At 34.2% G+C, this 18,589-nt stretch carries 17 protein-coding genes; 11 read left to right on the top strand and 6 right to left on the bottom strand.

Annotated elements, in window-relative coordinates; genetic code table 11:
• Positions 1 to 25: 25 nt before the first annotated feature.
• The 3 genes from BUE22_RS19940 to BUE22_RS19930 form a co-directional block, all read right to left on the bottom strand.
• Positions 26 to 745 carry a LytR/AlgR family response regulator transcription factor gene (locus BUE22_RS19940; protein ID WP_073397692.1) on the bottom strand — a complete coding sequence of 240 codons (720 nt, stop codon included), beginning with the start codon at positions 743 to 745 and terminating at the stop codon, positions 26 to 28.
• Positions 708 to 1,469, bottom strand: coding sequence for a sensor histidine kinase (locus BUE22_RS19935; RefSeq protein WP_073397690.1), 762 nt, complete (start codon positions 1,467 to 1,469; stop codon positions 708 to 710). Before BUE22_RS19935 ends, BUE22_RS19940 begins: the two co-directional genes overlap by 38 nt.
• 219 nt (positions 1,470 to 1,688) lie before the next feature.
• A complete protein-coding gene (locus tag BUE22_RS19930; RefSeq protein WP_042564735.1) occupies positions 1,689 to 2,018 on the bottom strand; it encodes a DMT family transporter in 330 nt (109 codons plus the stop codon).
• 179 nt (positions 2,019 to 2,197) lie between these two features.
• Here BUE22_RS19930 and BUE22_RS19925 point away from each other — a divergent pair, with 179 nt between their 5' ends.
• The 3 genes from BUE22_RS19925 to rpoN all read left to right on the top strand — a co-directional run bounded on the left by BUE22_RS19925 (position 2,198) and on the right by rpoN (position 7,926).
• Positions 2,198 to 4,582, top strand: a complete 2,385-nt coding sequence (locus tag BUE22_RS19925; protein WP_073397688.1) for an efflux RND transporter permease subunit — start codon at positions 2,198 to 2,200, stop codon at positions 4,580 to 4,582.
• Positions 4,583 to 4,926: 344 nt separating this feature from the next.
• A complete protein-coding gene (asnS, locus tag BUE22_RS19920) occupies positions 4,927 to 6,372 on the top strand; it encodes an asparagine--tRNA ligase (protein WP_042564737.1) in 1,446 nt (481 codons plus the stop codon).
• Between the two features lie 93 nt (positions 6,373 to 6,465).
• On the top strand, positions 6,466 to 7,926 hold the full coding sequence (gene rpoN / locus BUE22_RS19915; RefSeq protein WP_042565607.1) for an RNA polymerase factor sigma-54: 1,461 nt from the start codon (positions 6,466 to 6,468) through the stop codon (positions 7,924 to 7,926).
• A 324-nt stretch (positions 7,927 to 8,250) separates the two neighbouring features.
• Here rpoN and BUE22_RS19910 read toward each other — a convergent pair whose 3' ends face one another.
• Positions 8,251 to 8,697, bottom strand: coding sequence for a hypothetical protein (locus BUE22_RS19910; protein WP_073397686.1), 447 nt, complete (start codon positions 8,695 to 8,697; stop codon positions 8,251 to 8,253).
• A gap of 23 nt (positions 8,698 to 8,720) precedes the next feature.
• Positions 8,721 to 9,311 carry a thymidine kinase gene (locus tag BUE22_RS19905; protein WP_042565610.1) on the bottom strand — a complete coding sequence of 197 codons (591 nt, stop codon included), beginning with the start codon at positions 9,309 to 9,311 and terminating at the stop codon, positions 8,721 to 8,723.
• A 239-nt stretch (positions 9,312 to 9,550) separates the two neighbouring features.
• Here BUE22_RS19905 and BUE22_RS19900 point away from each other — a divergent pair, with 239 nt between their 5' ends.
• The 8 genes from BUE22_RS19900 (at position 9,551) to BUE22_RS19865 (ending at position 17,833) form a co-directional block, all read left to right on the top strand.
• On the top strand, positions 9,551 to 10,570 hold the full coding sequence (locus BUE22_RS19900) for a hypothetical protein (protein ID WP_073397684.1): 1,020 nt from the start codon (positions 9,551 to 9,553) through the stop codon (positions 10,568 to 10,570).
• Between the two features lie 112 nt (positions 10,571 to 10,682).
• Positions 10,683 to 11,402 (top strand): 16S rRNA (cytidine(1402)-2'-O)-methyltransferase, encoded by a 720-nt coding sequence (gene rsmI, locus BUE22_RS19895; protein WP_073397682.1) that lies wholly within the window; start codon positions 10,683 to 10,685, stop codon positions 11,400 to 11,402.
• A 125-nt stretch (positions 11,403 to 11,527) separates the two neighbouring features.
• On the top strand, positions 11,528 to 11,872 hold the full coding sequence (locus BUE22_RS19890; protein WP_073397680.1) for a HopJ type III effector protein: 345 nt from the start codon (positions 11,528 to 11,530) through the stop codon (positions 11,870 to 11,872).
• Positions 11,873 to 12,132: 260 nt separating this feature from the next.
• Complete coding sequence (gene recJ / locus BUE22_RS19885) at positions 12,133 to 13,833, top strand: single-stranded-DNA-specific exonuclease RecJ (RefSeq protein WP_073397678.1); 1,701 nt, start codon at positions 12,133 to 12,135, stop codon at positions 13,831 to 13,833.
• Positions 13,823 to 15,103 carry an MFS transporter gene (locus tag BUE22_RS19880; RefSeq protein ID WP_073397676.1) on the top strand — a complete coding sequence of 427 codons (1,281 nt, stop codon included), beginning with the start codon at positions 13,823 to 13,825 and terminating at the stop codon, positions 15,101 to 15,103. Before recJ ends, BUE22_RS19880 begins: the two co-directional genes overlap by 11 nt.
• Entirely contained in the window at positions 15,103 to 16,017 is a 915-nt protein-coding gene (locus BUE22_RS19875; protein ID WP_073397674.1) for an alpha/beta fold hydrolase, read from the top strand. The genes BUE22_RS19880 and BUE22_RS19875 overlap by 1 nt, the downstream gene beginning before the upstream one ends.
• 164 nt (positions 16,018 to 16,181) lie before the next feature.
• Positions 16,182 to 16,538: a hypothetical protein gene (locus BUE22_RS19870; RefSeq protein WP_042565618.1), complete on the top strand. Its 357-nt coding sequence runs from the start codon at positions 16,182 to 16,184 to the stop codon at positions 16,536 to 16,538.
• An 83-nt stretch (positions 16,539 to 16,621) separates the two neighbouring features.
• Positions 16,622 to 17,833: a multiheme c-type cytochrome gene (locus BUE22_RS19865; RefSeq protein ID WP_073397672.1), complete on the top strand. Its 1,212-nt coding sequence runs from the start codon at positions 16,622 to 16,624 to the stop codon at positions 17,831 to 17,833.
• Here BUE22_RS19865 and BUE22_RS19860 read toward each other — a convergent pair whose 3' ends face one another.
• Positions 17,834 to 18,577, bottom strand: a complete 744-nt coding sequence (locus tag BUE22_RS19860) for a UDP-2,3-diacylglucosamine diphosphatase (protein WP_042565620.1) — start codon at positions 18,575 to 18,577, stop codon at positions 17,834 to 17,836. It abuts the gene before it with no gap.
• Positions 18,578 to 18,589: the final 12 nt, after the last annotated feature.

Genomic DNA, 18,589 nt, shown 5'->3' with positions numbered 1-18,589 from the left:
TAAGTCTGAAAAACTTTGTAATAAGTTAGATTTTGACCTTTTTCAAAAAGTCAGATCGATAGGTTTCGCTCAAAATTAAAGTACTGTTTTTATCATTTTTATCTAAATGATGCAAAACAATTTCGTTATGATTGAAGAATTTTATGGCTTTTACAGCAACAATTTCCTTTTTGTTTACGCGACAGAAATCAGCATCGGGCAATTCATTCAAAAGGGTATCAAATTTAACGTTTTTCAGATTCATAAAACTGCCATCTGTTAAAAGAACCGTTTTATCACGGCTATCACTAGCCGCAGTTTTGACATATTGAATTTGATTAAAATATAACAAAGTTTTCCCCTTGTCTGTATTGAGCTGCATAAATTTCTTTGCTGTCTCGGGTTTATGAAAACGTTCAAAAGCTTTGGAGATTGCTTTTTGCAAACGTTCTAATTTTACGGGTTTAGTAATATAATCTACAGCATCAATATTAAATGCCTCGGCAGCATACTCTTTATATGCCGTGCAAAAAATAACCAATTTATCCTGAATCATTTCCGCCAAATGCAAGCCATCAATTCCAGGCATTTCGATATCTGAAATTAACAAATCAAAATCGAGATCCGGAATTTCCGCCAATAGTTTCTCGGGATTATTAAATGTTTTTACGATTTCTATTTCATGAATTTGTTCGCAAAGCATTTTGAGATACGTTAAACCCGGCAACTCATCGTCCAGTAGCAAGCATTTCAGTTTTGTATTCAAGTAAATCTATTTTTAGATGAGCAATATAAATATCGTTTTCAACAAATCTTTCAAGTTTAAAATTATTCTTATAAATAATTCTCAAACGATGTTCTAAAGCAACATTTCCTAAACCGCCCCGTTCTTTTTTTAGTACTTTTTTATCTGATATTTTATTCGAAACTGTCATAAAAAAAGCATTGTCTTTGAACTCAAAAACTACCGAAATAAAAGCATCGGCACTTTGCAGATCAGCATGTTTAAAAGCATTTTCAATTAAATCAATTGAAATTAGCGGCGCGAGTAAAGGCTGTTCATATAATTTATCTTCTTTATTGATGTTGGTTTTTATCTTCAACTCAAAAAGCGGACTGATTTTAATTTTATTGATTTCGATAAGATTCAACGCAAAATCAATTTCTTCTTTTGCCGTGACAAATTTCTTTTTGCTTTCGTATAAAATATAATCCAAAACATTGGCCAATTTATCCAGGGCAAAATAAGTTTGATAAGCATGAGATTGAATCGAGTTTAAAATATTCTTAAACAAATGCGGATTCAGTTTCGACTCTAATGTTTCTAACTGCAAATCATTTACCTTCATTTCGAGTGCATAAAAACTTTTTTCAGCATCCTCTTTTGCTTTTTTAGACTGCATTAATTGATACACCATAAAACAAATGATGATAATTAGCAGTAAAATAATCGCTAAAAAAATAAAAGTGGTGGTATTGTTTTCCTGCATTAAAACCTATTTTTTATAATATCTTGTAAAAGTAGCTAAATATTTTTTGCCCACAGATTTTACGGATGAAACGGATTTACGCCGATTTCTTTTTTATAGTATTTTTCTATTTTCAATAAATAAAATCATCTGCTTAAATCTGCGTGTTTTTTTGCCACGAATTCACGAATTAATTAATCTGCGTAAATCCGTTTCATCCGCGTCATCCGCGTTCCAAAATTAATGACTAGAAACAAATTTCAACCCAATAATTGAAGCAATTAATGTTGAAAGAAAGAAAATTCTCCAGAAAGTCGCAGGTTCTTTAAAGATAAAAATTCCAACCAAAACAGTTCCAACAGCGCCTATTCCCGTCCAAACAGCATAAGCAGTTCCTATTGGCAAAACCTGCGTTGCTTTGTACAATAAAACCATGCTGATAGTAAGGCAAACAAAAAAACCAGCCATCCAATACGTTGACAAAATTCCGGTTGTTTCTTTGGCTTTACCCAAACAAGATGCAAATCCAACTTCAAAAAGTCCGGCAATAATTAATAAAATCCAGTTCATTTTCTTTTCATTTTTAAATTAATTGCAAATATGAGAAAAGCTAACGAGGAAATCATCAATTGTAAGTAAATTATCATAAAAATTACGCTGTTAATTTGTGTTAACATTACGTAAATTACAAGTGATTATTTATGATTTTGAGGTCTTTTCACTACATTTGCATCCATTTTAAATAATTTATGAAAAACGCTATTCAAGTTGGATTTTGGGAAAAAGTTGCCCGAATTATACTTAAAAACAGAATAACAATTTTGGTTTTGGTTGCCGCCCTGACAATTTTCCTTGGTTTTCAATGGAGAAACCTTTCCATGACTTATACCGAAGCTAATTTACTTCCTAAAGATCATATTGCAAATAAAGATTATCAAAAATTCCTGGACAAGTTTGGAGAAGAAGGAAACCTTATTGTAATTGGTTTTCAGGACAAAAGTTTCTTTACACCCAAAAATTACGCTGCATGGAATGAATTAATGACCGGTCTGAAAAACTCAAAAGAAGTGGATTTGGTTGTTTCGCTAAATGATTTAAAAAAATTAGAAAAAGACACTGTCAACGAGAAATTTGTTCTGTCTCCGTTTATCGACCAAAGCAAAACAGTTGATCCTGAATACTTAAAAAAAGTACAATTTGATTTATTTCACAATTTGCCTTTTTATGAAGGATTATTGTTTAACAAAGAAAGCGGCAGTGTACGCTCGGCCATTTACATGAAAAAAGCGCTTGTAAATACTGCTGAAAGAAAGACTTTTATTCTTGAAAATTTAGTTCCGAAGATCGATAAATTCGAAAAAACAACCGGAATCGATTTGAAAGTTTCGGGAATGCCATACATCAGAACGATCAATGCAGACAATATGAAAGGCGAAATTGGTCTTTTTATTGGTGCGGCTTTATTGACGGTTTCTTTGATTTTCTTTTTCTTTTTCCGTTCTTTCAGAGCAACATTTATTTCGATTTGTATTTTAATTGTTGGTGTAATCTGGTCGTTTGGAACACTTGGATTATTTCATTATAAAATCACGATTTTAACGGCTATTATTCCGCCATTGATTATCGTAATTGGGATCACGAATTGTATTTTCCTGATTAATAAATACCAGCAGGAAATTAAATTACATAATAATCAGGCAAAAGCTTTACAGCGTATTATTTCTAAAATTGGAGTTTCGACTTTAATGACAAATTTAACAACTGCCATAGGTTTTGCAACCTTTATGATTACTGGAAACGACCTCCTTTTTGAATTTGGTTTAGTAACTTCTATCAACGTGATTTCTGTTTATTTATTGACGCTTTTAATTGTGCCAATTGTTTACAGTTTTATGCCGGTTCCGGGAGAAAAACACTTGTATCATTTAACAAAAACTTACATTTCGACTTTATTGAATTTTGTAGAAAATGTGGTAAGAAACAAACGAAAAGTAATTTATACAATTTACGGTTTGCTTTTGGTATTTAGTATTATTGGGGTTTCGCAAATGAAAGTTTCCGGAAGTTTGATTGGAGAAATGCCAAAAAGCGCTTCCTTCTTTAAAGATATTTTATTCTACGAAAAAGAATTTAACGGTGTAATGCCGCTTGAGATTATGATTGATACCAAAAAGAAAAAAGGTGTCATGAAAGCGTCTACAATTCGTAAAATGGACGAATTGCAAAACACAATTGCCGAAATGCCGGAATTGGCAAAACCGGTTTCTGTGGTGAATTTGGTTAAATATTCGAAACAGGCTTTTTACAACGGAAATCCTGAATATTACCAATTACCAACTTCGCAAGAGCAGACGTTTATTTTGGCATACGCCAAAAACGCAACCAAAAACAGCAAAGAAAACTTAATGAAAAGTTATGTTGATTCTACTGGGCAATATGCCAGAATCACAACTTTTATGAAAGATATTGGTACCGATGAAATGGCGAAAGTCGAGAAAAAATTACATTCTAAAATAGATGAAATTTTCCCGAAAGATCGTTTTGAAGTTACCGTTACCGGAAAAGCATTGGTTTTCCAGAAAGGAACATCATATTTGGTTGACAACTTAATTGAATCGTTGATTTTCGCAATTTTGGTGATCGCAATTTTGATGTTGTATTTATTCCGTTCGTTCAAAATGGTTTTTGCATCGGTAATTACGAATGTTTTACCACTTTGCATTACATCTGGATTGATGGGTTATTTCGGAATTCCGTTAAAACCTTCAACTATTTTGGTATTCAGTATCGCGTTTGGAATTTCGGTTGATAATGCAATTCAGTTCATGGCGAAGTACAAACATGATTTAATACAAAGTAACGGAAAAGTCAAAAAATCTGTTTTTAGTGCTTTAAGAGAAACCGGAATCAGTACTTTCTATACATCAGTAGTTTTAATTTTAGGATTTGCTACTTTCACGCTTTCTAGTTTCAGCGGAACAATTGCACTTGGTGGATTAATTTCATGTACATTGGCGTTTGCGATGTTTGCAAATTTATTAGTTTTACCGGCTTTGGTTTTAACTTTTGAGAAGAAGAAAGCTAAGAAAGAGGATTTGGAGGGATTGGAAGGAAACACGAATTTCACAAATTAGCACGGATTAAATATCACGAATCTTTGTCAAAGTTTTAAACTTTGACAAAGATAAATACGCAAACTTGTCATTTCGACGGAGGAGAAATCACACACGTAATTCTACAAAGATTGGCGATTTTGTTTACGGAATTCCTTGTGTGATTTCTCCTCCGTCGAAATGACAAACGGCTCTTTTGAAAACGATTGTCCTAGCCCTGATAGAAGCGGTATCCTTTTTCTGGCTTCTTTAGACAGAAAAAGATACAAGCGGATAGCAGGAAATAGCTTCTAATTTTAATAATTATCGTTTATATTTGCAGTTATTACACAACAAATAATTTAATTTCAACATTATATACAAAAATGAGACACACAAAAGTTAAAGACTTATTAAACAGTACGACGACGCTTCAGGAGGTTAATGCAAAAGGATGGGTGAGAACTTTTAGAAATAATCAGTTCATCGCGCTTAATGACGGTTCTACCATTAATAATATACAATGTGTTGTTGATTTTGAAAATACACCAGAAGAAACTTTAAAAAGAATCACAACCGGAGCTGCGGTTTCTGTAATTGGAACTTTGGTTGAAAGCAAAGGTGCTGGTCAGAAATATGAAATTCAGGTTAACAAACTTGAAATCCTTGGAGATTCTGATGCGGAGAAATTCCCAATGCAGCCGAAAAAACACTCATTAGAATTTTTACGTGAAAATGCACATTTACGTGTTCGTACTAATGCTTTTGGAGCAATTATGCGTGTGCGTTCGGTATTGTCGTTTGCGGTTCACAACTATTTTCAACAAAAAGGGTTTGTGTATGTAAACACGCCAATTATTACCGGAGCTGATGCTGAAGGTGCAGGAGAAATGTTTCAGGTAACTTCATTGCCATTGGATAATCTTCCAAAAAATGAAGAAGGAAATATTGATTTCAAAAAAGATTTCTTCGGAAAACATACCAACTTAACGGTTTCGGGACAATTAGAAGGTGAAACTTTCGCTATGGCTTTGGGTCAGATTTATACATTTGGACCAACGTTTAGAGCAGAAAATTCAAATACTTCCCGTCACCTTGCAGAATTTTGGATGATTGAACCTGAAGTTGCTTTCAACGACCTTGATGACAACATGGATTTGGCTGAGGATTTTATTCAGTATGTTATAAAATATGCTTTAGACAATTGTAAGGATGATTTGAAATTTTTAGAAGGAAGACTTCTTGAAGAAGAAAAATCAAAACCTCAGGCAGAAAGAAGCGAAATGGCTTTGTTAGAGAAACTGAATTTCGTTTTGGAAAACAACTTCAAACGTGTTTCTTATACCGAAGCAATTGATATTTTAAGAGATTCAACTCCAAATAAAAAGAAAAAATTCAGCTATATTATCGAAGAATGGGGAGCTGATTTACAATCAGAACACGAACGTTATTTAGTAGAAAAACACTTTAAATGTCCGGTAATTTTATATGATTATCCTGCAAACATTAAAGCGTTTTACATGCGTTTGAACGACAACACAGAACCTGGAAGAGAAACTGTTCGTGCAATGGACATCCTTTTCCCAGGAATTGGAGAAATTGTTGGTGGTTCTGAAAGAGAAGAGCGTTACGATGTTTTGGTGGAGAAAATGAAAGCTTTAAACATCGACGAAGAAGAATTATACTGGTATTTAGACACCAGAAGATTTGGTTCTGCAACTCACGCAGGTTTTGGTTTAGGATTTGAGCGTTTGGTATTGTTTGTAACCGGAATGACAAACATTAGAGACGTAATTCCTTTCCCAAGAACTCCTGGAAGTGCGGAATTTTAGAAATAGTTTAATCGGTTAATCGTTCATTCGGTTAACCGATTTTCACGAAGAAACGAATTGACGATTAAACAAATAAACGATTAAACATTATAAATGCTAAAGCAATTTTTAAATTTAAAATTATCACAAAAATTATCTCCACAGCAAATTCAGCTGATGAAGTTAATTCAATTGCCTACGCAAGCTTTTGAACAACGTTTATTAGAAGAAATGAACGAAAATCCGGCTCTGGAAGCTGGAAAAGAAGACGAATACGAAGCAGATGAATTCGCCAATGAAGACTACGACGATTATGATGATGCAGAATCTGACAGAATCGAAGCAGACGACATTAACATTGACGAATATCTAAGTGACGATGATACTCCGGATTATAAAACCCAGGTTAACAATTATAGTGAAGACGAAGAACGCGAAACGCCTTTTGCCTCGCCTATTAGTTTTCATCAGGACTTAATCAATCAGTTGAATACTTTTATTTTGAATGATGAAGAGCGTGAAATCGCTGAATTTCTTGTTGGAAGTATCGATGATATGGGTTACATCCGCAGAAGCGTTTCTGACATGGTTGATGACATGGCTTTTACCCAAGGTATTTATACCGATGAAGTTATGGTCGAAAAAATGCTGCATGTTATTCATGAACTCGAGCCTTCGGGCGTTGGAGCGCGAGATTTGCAGGAATGTTTATTATTGCAGTTGAAGCATAAAACACCAACCGAATATGTTGATTTAGCAATTGATATTATCGAAAATCAGTTTGATGCTTTTACCAAAAAACATTACGATAAATTATTGCAAAAATACGGCGTTTCAAACGAACAGCTGAAAAAAGCCATTCACGAAATCGAAAGACTAAACCCAAAACCGGGTGGATCTTTTACCGGAAATAATAAAGTTACGGAAAATGTGGTTCCGGATTTCGCTATCAGAATTGTTGACGGCGAACTTGAACTAACCTTAAACGGACGAAATGCCCCTTCCCTGCACGTTTCTAAAGATTATCAGGAAATGATGCAGACATACAAGGATTCTCGTGATAAATCATCAGCTCAAAAAGACGCAGTTCAGTTTATTAAACAAAAACTGGATTCGGCAAAATGGTTTATTGATGCGATCAGACAGCGTCAGGAAACGCTTTTTGTAACGATGAATGCCATTATGCATTATCAGGAAGAATTTTTCTTAGACGGCGACGAAACCAAACTAAAACCAATGATCTTAAAAGACATTGCCGATATGGTTGGTTTGGATATTTCGACAATTTCGCGTGTTGCTAACAGCAAATATGTAGAAACACCCTACGGAACAAAATTGATTAAGGAGTTTTTCTCTGAAGCGATGAAAAATGATCAGGGCGAAGATGTTTCGACTTTAGAAATCAAAAAAATTCTAAAAAATACAATTGAAGAAGAGGATAAAAAGAAACCTTTACCAGACGATCAATTGGCAGAAATCTTAAAAGAAAAAGGATATCCAATTGCGAGAAGAACTATTGCAAAATACCGCGAGCAGCTTGATATTCCCGTAGCGAGAATGAGAAAGAAGATTTAGGTTTTTTAAATTTAATATATTCGTAATTCATATTAACCGGATTAAAATCCGGCCCTACAATACGGTTCGAGGCGAAGGCTCTTTCAAGTTCCGGAGGAACATACTATATTGTAGAGCTGGACTTCAGTCCAATAACCCATATTAAACCGGATTAAAATCCGGCCCTACAATATGATTCGAGCCGAAGGCTCTTTAAAGTTCCGGAGGAACATATTATATTGTAGAGCTGGACTTCAGTCCAGTTTAAACAAAGGAACATACAAAATAACAAAACCCGACAAATTCAAAATCTGTCGGGTTTTATTTTATATCCGAATTTCTAAATTATTTATACTGATCCGGTAATATTTTCACATCAAACAAAAACACTTTCTTCTTGTCATAGTAGCTATAAATCAACGTATAATCATTATCTCTAAAAACCTGAAGACCCGGATTTGCTTTCGCTGTACTCAAGAGGCTTTTTTCAATTTCAGTATGTATTACATTAATTTCTGCAGTTTCTTTTTCCACATTCATGAATGTCAAATTATACTGAACGGCTCTTTCGTCAGACAGTTTAGGCAAACTGACACTGTCCAGACGAATTCCCTGCTGAATTGTTAACGGGCAATTCTTATTATATTTTGTAACCAGCTCTGTAATTTCAGTCTTTACTTCATCTGCACTTTCAGAAAGAAAAAACTGAAAATAAACAGCTAAAGCCAGTGCAGTTCCAATTACGAGTAATAATAAAATATTCTGCTTTCTTTTATTTTTCTTGTCTTGCATTGTTGCTTAAATAGAATTAAAACCTATTTCTCCTGATTTTTTTTCATTGCATTATAATATGCTGCACGGCTTAATGGCTCATATTCTTCGGTTTCGCCAAGCATTACCAATTTATCGTTATCTGTTTTACGAAAACTGTAGTTGGCAAGATTTCCTGTTCTGGTGCAAACCGCGTGAACTTTGGTCACATATTCTGCTGTTGCCATAAGTGCCGGCATTGGTCCGAAGGGATTCCCTTTAAAGTCCATATCAAGTCCTGCAACTATTACACGAATTCCCTGATTGGCAAGATCATTACAAACAGTAACAATTTCATCATCAAAAAACTGGGCTTCATCAATTCCGATAACATCGCAGCCTTGTGCTAAAATGGCAATATTGGCAGCAGCAGGAACCGGAGTAGAGCGAATTTCGTTGGCATCGTGCGATACCACCATTTCGTCATGATAGCGGGTATCAATAGCAGGTTTAAAAATTTCGACTTTTTGTTTGGCAAATTGGGCGCGTTTTAATCTGCGGATTAACTCCTCGGTTTTACCCGAAAACATTGATCCACAAATAACTTCAATCCAACCAAATTGTTCTTTGTGATTTACTGTATTTTCGAGAAACATTTTGTATTTTTCTACCTTTTAAAATGAATAGTTTTTATTACTTTGTACTGGTAATAATTTGACGCAAAATTTTGATGATTTTACATTTTTTCAAAAGTAGAAAATTTTTATCAAATCGAAGATTCGCAAATGCTTATTAACAGAAATAAAAAATAGTTCTGCGTATTTTCCTTCACAAATAAAGACATTCAAAAGACAGAATATATTAAAATATCCTATTCACTATAATTTCAACAGTTATGAAAAAAAAATTGGAAGCCGATTTAATCAGCATTGCACATCGAATTTTAAAGCTTAAAAATAAATCCGATATCAATCAATTATATCTTGAGACTCAGAAATTATATGAGAAGTTAGCTGTTTTAAAATTTGTAGATGAAAATTTTGACGATGTAAAACCTACTATCGGACGAGGTGAAATAGAATCTAAGCTAGAAACCATTTTTGATCAGGAAGAAACACTTCCTGCAGAAATTAAAGTTGAAGAAACACTTCCCGTTGCTGTTGAAGAAACTGTAATTGAAGCCGAAGTGACTCCTGAAGCTGAAATTATTGAAGAAACTCCACAAGAAATAATTGCTGAAATTCCTGAAGAAATAATCCCGGAAACTATTGTTGAAACTATTCCTGAAAAAGTCGAGGAACCTGTAATTGAAAAAACAGAAGAACCAGTTGCTGAGGAGAAAAAAGAAACTGAAACAGAATTATATTTCAGAACCATTAACGAATCAAAACCGATTCCTGATTTTAAACCTTCTTTTGAATTGGATAAGGAAGAAATAAAAGAGGAATTAAAAGAAGAACCAAAAACTGAAACTTCAACAAAGTCAAATCCCGTTCACATTTCGTTTGAGGATATTTTGGGCGTTAATTATGCAGATGCACAATTTGTAAAAGTAGATAGTTTTGATAATGTTCCTCCTACTCCAACCCCGTCAATAAACGAATTTAAAGAAACCAAAACTGTTACAGAAACAGCAACTATAGAATCTGCAAAACCAAAAGCCGTTCCTTTAAACGAAAAACTGGCAAAAGGTTTTCATATTGATTTGAATGACAGAATTGCTTTTACTAAAAACCTTTTTGGAAACAGCACCGAAGATTACAGTCGTGTTTTAAATCAACTATTGACTTTTGATACTTTTAGTGAAGCAAAAGATTTTATCGAAAACATGGTAAAACCAGATTACAATAACTGGGAAGGAAAAGACGATTATGCAGAACGTTTTCTGGGAATTGTAGAAAAGAAATTCTCGTAAAAAAGTAAAAACACAGATTTCACGAATTAACACGAATTTTTTCTTTGTGAAATTTTTAAAAGCAACTGTAATCTGTGTCAATTCGTGAAATTCGTGTTATAATATAAAAACTATGTCTAAATTATATATCGTTCCTACGCCTATTGGCAATCTTGAAGACATGACTTTTCGTGCCATTCGCATTCTAAAAGAAGTCGATTTGATTTTGGCCGAAGACACCAGAACGAGTGGAAAACTGCTGAAGCATTTTGAAATTGGCACGCACATGCACAGCCATCACATGCACAACGAACACAAAACAACTGAAAACTTAATTGCACGTTTGAAAGCCGGCGAAACTATTGCCTTAATTTCAGATGCTGGAACTCCGGCAATTTCAGATCCCGGATTTTTATTGACACGCGCTTGTGTGGAAAATAAAATTGAAGTAGAATGTTTACCTGGTGCAACCGCTTTTGTTCCGGCTTTGGTAAATAGCGGACTGCCAAATGATAAATTTGTTTTTGAAGGTTTCCTTCCTGACAAAAAAGGCCGTCAGACTCGATTTTTGGCTTTAGCCGAAGAAACAAGAACGATGATTTTGTACGTTTCACCACATAAACTCGTTAAAACTTTAGCTGAGTTTATACAGTATTTTGGAGAAGACAGACAAGTTTGTGTATCGCGTGAATTATCAAAAATGCACGAAGAAAACGTACGCGGAACCGCAAAAGAAGTTTTAACTCATTTTGAAAAAACAGCACCGCGCGGTGAGATTGTCGTAGTCGTTGCCGGAAAAACAATAATAAAAGAACCTAAGAAAAGTAAGTTTTCTAAGGATGATGAAGAATAATATTTGCCACGAATTCACAAATTAAAATACATTAAAAAATGGTAGCCACGAATCACACAAATTATCACGAATTTAATTAGAGGAAATTCGTGAAATTCGTGGCAAAAAAAACTAACAACAATATCATGAGCATTCAAGCCTTTTTAGAAAAAGTAAAACAAACTCCAACAGAAATAAAATTCCCTGAAACTATCGCAGTAATTGAGGAAAATTACAACTTTACACCAACTGCTTTTCAAAACGGAACACAGCATAATGCAGCCGGAGAAAACTCTGGTTCCTGCAAATTATTTTCTTTTGCCAAATTGCAAAACTTAACTAAAGAAGAAACTTTAGCCTGTTTTGGTGCTTTTTATTTTGAAGAAGTTTTAGGAGATCCAAACGGAACAAATCACCAAAACATTAGAAATTTCATCAACTTAGGTTGGGACGGAATTAAGTTTGAAGGAAATGCATTAGAATTAAAATAAAAAAATTTTAAATCTACAATGTCAGGCTGAGCGAAGTCGAAGTCCCGCAAAGAATCTCGACTTCGCTCGATTTGACAGCCACACATAAAACTTTGTCAAAGTTTGAAACTTTGACAAAGTTAAAAACCGAATATTTCTGCCACAGATTTAACGATTAACACAAATCTAAATCACATTTAATCTGAGGCGAAAAAAATTACATACCAGATTAAACGATTTCAAAAATCTGAAATCTAAGATCTAAAATCTACAATTAAAAAATGCGTTGGACATTAAAACCAAAACCTTCTGAAGATAAAATCAAACATTTGGCGCAAGCCCTCAATGTAGAAGATTTTGTAGCAACACTTTTGATTCAGCGTGGCATTGAAACTTTTGACGATGCCAAAAATTTCTTTCGCCCTTCTTTAGAACATCTTCACGATCCGTTCCTGATGAAAGATATGGACAAAGCAGTTGCCCGAATTGAACTGGCGATTGAAAATCAGGAAAACATTCTGGTTTTTGGTGATTATGATGTCGATGGAACAACGGCGGTTTCTTTGGTTTCAGCGTATTTAAAATCTCATTATCCAAATATTGCCACTTATATTCCGGATCGTTATGACGAAGGTTACGGAATTTCTTTTAAAGGAATTGACTTTGCCGATGATAACGGATTCTCTCTAATTATCGCGCTCGATTGTGGCATAAAATCCATAGATCATATCGCCTACGCGAAAGAAAAAAACATCGATTTTATTATTTGCGATCACCACAGACCTGGAAATATTCTTCCGGATGCTGTTGCGATTTTAGATCCAAAAAGAGAAGATTGCGATTATCCGTATGATGAGTTGTGCGGTTGCGGAGTTGGTTTTAAACTGATTCAGGCTTTAGGAAAAAACCGAAATGAAACTATTGAAGATCTGGTTCCGTATCTGGATTTGGTTGCTACGGCGATCGCTGCAGACATTGTCCCGATTACAGGTGAAAATCGCGTTTTGGCTTACTTCGGATTACAGGTTATTAACTCAGATCCAAGACCGGGAATTAAAGCTTTGGTTCATCAGGTAAAAAAGAAAACTTTAGATATTACTGATGTTGTTTTTATCATTTCGCCAAGAATAAATGCTGCCGGAAGAATTAAACACGGTAATCATGCGGTTGAATTGCTAACTGAATTTAATTTTGAACAAGCGCAGCAATTTGCTTCAGAAATTGAACAATACAATTCTGACCGAAAAGATTTAGATAAAAGAATTACCAAAGAAGCGTTTCAGCAAATTCTGGAAAATCAGGAAGAAGAACGATTCTCTACTGTTGTTTTTCAGGAAGATTGGCATAAAGGCGTGATCGGAATCGTGGCTTCACGATTAATAGAAACCTATTATCGCCCGACATTGGTTTTTACCAAAAGCGGTGATAAATATGCAGCTTCGGCACGATCTGTAAAAGGCTTTGATGTTTACAATGCCTTAGATGCGTGCGCTGAACATTTGGAACAATTTGGAGGCCATATGTATGCTGCCGGAATGACTTTGAAAGCCGAGAATTATAAAATTTTTAAAGAGGCTTTTGAAAAACAGGTTTCGGCAACTATTTTACCTGAAATGCGAACTCCGGAAATCGAAATTGATGCAGAGATTAACTTCTCTGACATAACACCAAAACTCATTCGGATTTTAAAACAATTTGAACCTTTTGGACCGCAAAACATGACGCCTGTTTTTATGACAACAAATATAAAAGACACAGGTTATGCCAAAACTCTGGGAGCAGACGAAGAACATTTAAGGCTTTTTGTTAAGCAGAATAATTCGGAAGGAATTGCAGCAATCGGTTTTGGCCTTGGAAAAAAAATAGACATCACAAAAAATCAAAATACATTTCAGTTAGCTTATTCTCTGGCCGAAAATGAATGGAACGGGAACGTTTCGACTCAACTAATGCTTAAAGATATTAGAACAAATGACAAATAAAGAAAAGAAAAACGACCCGTATGAGGCGCTGCGTTACAGAGAATTCAATGTTTTTTTAATATTGCGTTTTGCTATGGTTTTTGCCTGGTCGATGCAATTTATCGTTATTGAATGGGAAGTTTATAGTTTAACCAAAAATCCGCTTTCTTTGGGAATTATCGGTTTAATGGAAGTTATTCCTGCCGTTTCAATGGCATTATTTGCCGGACATATTGTAGATCAAAGAGAGAAAAAAGGATTATTGGTAAAATGTATCCTGGGGTTTTCGGTAATTAGCTTTGGGTTATTTTTATTGACCTGGCCAAAAATTGTTAATGGCTGGTCTTCAACTCTAATTTTATACTCAATCTATACTTTAGTCTTTTTTGGCGGTTTGGTTCGTGCATTTCTGGGACCAACTATTTTCTCTCTCCTATCCTTGATTATTCCTAAAAAAGCATACCCAAATGCTGCAACCTGGAGTAGTTCGGTTTGGCAAATCGGGGCCGTTATGGGACCAGCACTTGCAGGATTTTCAATTAACTGGGTTGGCGTTCACTGGTCAATGTGTTTGGTATTTGCATTCTCAATTCTTTCCTTAATCGCTTTATCTCAAATCAGTAAAAAACCAATACTAAATCCGAAGATTGGAGAATCAATAAAGGAGAGTCTTACAGAGGGTTTAACTTTTGTATTTAAAAACCAAATTGTTTTGGGCGCCTTATCGCTTGACATGATCGCTGTACTTTTTGGCGGCGCGGTAGCATTATTGCCAATTTTTGCTCAGGATATCTTAAAAGTTGGTGCCGAAGGTTTTGGCATATTAAGAGCCGCTCCTGCGGTGGGAGCTTTTATTACGATGCTCGTTTCTGCTTATGTGCCTTTATATAAAAATGCCGGAAAGAAACTTTTAGTCGCCATATTTGTTTTTGGATTATCTATCATCTTATTTGGGTTTTCTACGTCATTCTGGCTTTCTGTTTTTGCTCTGTTTCTAAGCGGACTTGCTGACGGAATTTCTGTAGTAATTCGCCAGACTATTTTACAGCTTAAAACACCCGATCATATGCGCGGACGTGTTGGTGCTGTAAATTCAATTTTTGTTGGATCTTCTAATGAATTAGGCGCCTTTGAAAGTGGCGCAACCGCCAAATTGATGGGAACTGTAACCTCTGTTATTTTTGGAGGAAGCGTAACACTTTTAACCGTAATCGTTACTGCATTAAAATCGCCTACATTTAGAAATTTAGATCTTCATAAAGATATGCAAGATCACCAAAATATGGAGTAATGAAACAATCGATAATGGTTTTCTTTTTGATGTTGTCTTTTTTAATAAACGGACAAAATCTCTACATTAAAACATACGGAAACAAAGAAAATAAAGCCATTATTTTTATTCATGGCGGTCCAAGCGGAAACTCGACTTTATTTGAAGGTACAACAGCACAAAAATTAGCTAACAAAGGATTCTATGTACTTGTTTACGACCGAAGAGGCGAAGGAAGATCATTAGATCCTCATGCAAAATTTACTTATCAGGAAGCTTTTCAGGATTTAAATTCAATTTTAAAAAAATATAATTTAAAGAAAGTTACTCTTATTGGTCATAGTTTTGGCGGTTTGGTTGCGACGCTTTACACAGCAAAATATCCTCAGAATGTTAGTAATCTCATTTTGGCCGGAGCTCTATTTTCGCAGCAGGAAACTTACGATCATATTTTAAATTCTTTAAAGAAAAGTCACAAAGGCGATTCTAAAACACTCAATAAAATATCTTACGTAGAGAAACTTGATAAAAATTCTGCCGAATACCGCAAACATTGTTTTGATCTCGCAAGTGATAATGATTATTTTAAAATGCCAAATCCTACTAAAGCATCAAAAAAATTATACAGCGATTACGAAGCAGGCAAGTTTTACAAAACCAATATCCGAAACAAAAATGCTCCATTACTTTTTTATAAAAATGAAAAGCAAAATAATATCGATAGCCGACCTTTTTTAAAGGAAATAAAAGCAAAAGGAATTCCTGTTTATGCGATTTACGGACAAGATGATAGAATTTTTTCTGCGTCTCAAATTAAATCCATTAAAAATATAGCCGGAGAAAATCATTTTGTATTATTAGAAAACTGTTCTCACTATCTATTTGTAGATCAGCAAAATAAATTCCTTTCAAAAATAAAAATGTGGCTTAAATAACAATATAAACCAATAAAATACTATAAGATAAATTAAGTTTTATTTCAGGTTCTTCTAAACAAAATTTATATCATCGTTATATTTTTAAAAACATCTTTTTTATGATTTTTTATTTAGAACTAATATAAATAATATTTATATTTGTTGAAACAAAAGGATTCATAATGAGAGAAATTGAACAATTATACCACAACAATTTTGGAATTGCTTTTTACTGGAAAAAGGAAAACGAAACCATAACCGACAAAGTTCAATTGGTTTTTAAAGAAACCGGTTTTTATTTTACAATTCAGGAGCTAAATCATTTCTGTGATTTGATAGAAGACAGCATGATTGAAAATGCATGTTGCGAAGCTTGTGAATTAAAATATTCCTGTCATAAATTTTTATTAAAAACTCCTTGTACTGCAATTGATTTGGCTGTTTCTATGACCGAATTAAAATCAATTAAAGATTTAGTTGAAGGTTCTTTGTTTAGAATTGACCTTGACGAATATGTTTATGGAGCAGGAATGAATTAAGAATTAATCTAAACAATTTAACAGCATTTTTTCATATTTGAAATATATTTTGAATTTATTCAGAAAAAAGTATATTTACAATAATGAAAAAAACAGCTATTCTTTTTTCCATTTTTGCTTTGGTCTTGTTATTAATGGGCTGCAAAAATGAATCTGATAATTACATAGACCCACGCGGAACCGATTATGCCGGTTCTGAAAGCTGTATTCAATGTCATCAGGCACAATATGAAACAGCTTTTCACAGTTCGCATTTTAAAGCAAGCTCTCCTCCTACCAAAGAAAATATTTTAGGACATTTTACAAATGGCCGCAATACTTTTGTTTATGATAAAGATACTAAACTTGTTATGGAAGAACGTAACGATAGTCTTTATCAGGTACTTTATAAAAATGGAAAAGAAGTAGAAGCCCATTCTTTTGATGTTCTTTTTGGAACGAAACACGCACAAACAAGTGCATATTGGAAAAACCACTATACATTTGAGTTACCTCTTTCTTATTACAAATCCTTAAACAGTTGGGCCACCAGTCCGGGTTATTCTGCCACTAAAGTAAATTTTGAAAGACAAATTGATAAGGAATGTTATGGCTGTCACAGCTCTAATATTGCCAGCAGATATGTTGAAACCAGCTCTGACAGTATTACTTTTATGACTATTGAAGTAGAGGATTTCATGAACAAAAATACTTTACTATACGGTATTGATTGTGAGCGCTGTCATGGACCGGCCAAACAGCACGTTCAGAAGCATTTAAAATTTCCCGATTTAAAAATTGCTCAAAATATTGTTTCATTCAAAAAACTAACAAGACAGCAGAAAATAGATGCGTGTGCACTTTGCCATTCAGGAAATGATAAAGCAAAGATAAAATCACGTTTTCAATTTAAACCCGGAGATAAACTTTCTGATTATTTTAGAGCAATACCGGGATCGAATGACAGTATTCATTATGATGTTCACGGAAATCAATTAGGGCTGCTTGCCCAAAGTAAATGTTTCAAGAAAAGTGAAAGAATGGATTGCATGACGTGTCATAATCCACATGAAAATTCGTCGCAAAACATGGTTGTTTATTCTAAAATCTGCATGAGTTGTCATCAGCAAACAAAACACACCGAAATGACTTTGACGACAATATCAAAAAAGTCATTACAAAATAATTGTGTAGAATGTCATATGCCAAAACAAATGTCGAATGCGATTACTTTTCAGGCGTCAAACAGCAAAAAGAAATCTAATTATATGCTGCGAACACACAAAATTGCGGTTTATCCAACTAATAAAAAGTAACTATTGTTCGAATTTTTGAAGCTCAAAGGTTTCACCGTCAAAAACTCCATAAGTAAAATAACCAATCCAGTCACCAAGATTTACATAATTGGATTCTTCTCCAACAGGAATAATCATTGGCAAATGACGGTGTCCGAAAATGAAGTAATTATAATGTTTGGTTTCGAGTTTACGTTTGGCATACAAAACCAGCCATTCGTTTTCTTCGCCTAAAAATTTGACATCTTCATCGCCGGAAATCAATTTATTTTTAACCGATAAATATTGTGCTAAACTTACGCCAACATCCGGATGCAACCAACGAAAAAGCCATTTTGAAAACGGATTTGTAAATACCTTTTTCATTCGTTTATAACCTTTATCGCCAGGACCTTTTCCGTCTCCGTGACCAATTAAAAACGTTTTTCCATTAAAAGTAAATTCCTTATTATCATGATATACCGGAATATTCAATTCGGTTTCAAAATAATCATTCATCCATAAGTCATGGTTTCCAACAAAAAAATAAATCGGAATTCCGCTGTCGCGAATTTCTGCCAGTTTACCTAAAACCCGTACGAAACCTTTTGGTACAACAGTTTTATATTCAAACCAAAAATCGAATAAATCACCTAATAAAAAAATAGCTTCTGCATCTTGTTTAACAACATCCAGCCAGGCAACAAATTTTTGTTCGCGCGGCAAACTCAACTCAGGAGTTGGAGCGCCAAAATGCTGATCAGAAGCAAAATATACTTTTTTCATTCCGTGAAAGTT

Source organism: Flavobacterium pectinovorum (assembly GCF_900142715.1).
Taxonomy (GTDB): Bacteria; Bacteroidota; Bacteroidia; order Flavobacteriales; family Flavobacteriaceae; genus Flavobacterium; species Flavobacterium pectinovorum.
Note: the sequence above shows the minus strand (reverse complement) of the source record. Positions and strands in the feature narration are given on the sequence as shown.